This window comes from Mesorhizobium sp. M7A.F.Ca.ET.027.03.2.1, from assembly GCF_003999175.1.
GTDB lineage: Bacteria > Pseudomonadota > Alphaproteobacteria > Rhizobiales > Rhizobiaceae > Mesorhizobium.
Window position 1 is genome coordinate 1 of record NZ_RZOM01001975.1, and the last position, 389, is coordinate 389.

The following is a 389-nucleotide window of genomic DNA, read 5'->3' on the forward strand; positions in this document are numbered from 1 at the left end:
GCGACGCCAAGCGACGCGGTTCGATACAGGTGCTTCATGGATAATCCTCTTTGTGACGGATGTGCCGGAGCGGCCGCGGGATGAAAAACTGAAAGAGGTGCGACATCGATGATGCCGCGCAAGCCTCCCCGAAACGCGGTCTACGGCGCGAACATGATGCTTGCGTGACAGCGCGCAGTGCATGCCGGCGGTCGACGAAAAACGATGCGCGCGCGCGGCTCTGGACACTTATGTCCAGTGCATATATGCTCCAGCCTTCGGACTAACCGTGGAGGGGAAGCCTTGAAGTCGCACTACCGCGCAGTCGTCATCGGGGGTGGCGTGGTCGGGGCCTCCGTCCTTTATCATCTGACGCGATTTGGCTGGAGCGATGTGGCGCTGATTGAGCG

General features: G+C 60.7%; 1 protein-coding gene. It reads left to right on the plus strand.

The window, feature by feature from the left end:
• Positions 1-204 precede the first annotated feature (204 nt).
• On the plus strand, positions 205-389 hold a 185-nt coding region (locus EN750_RS41785), incomplete at its 3' end, for an FAD-dependent oxidoreductase (RefSeq protein ID WP_127399548.1).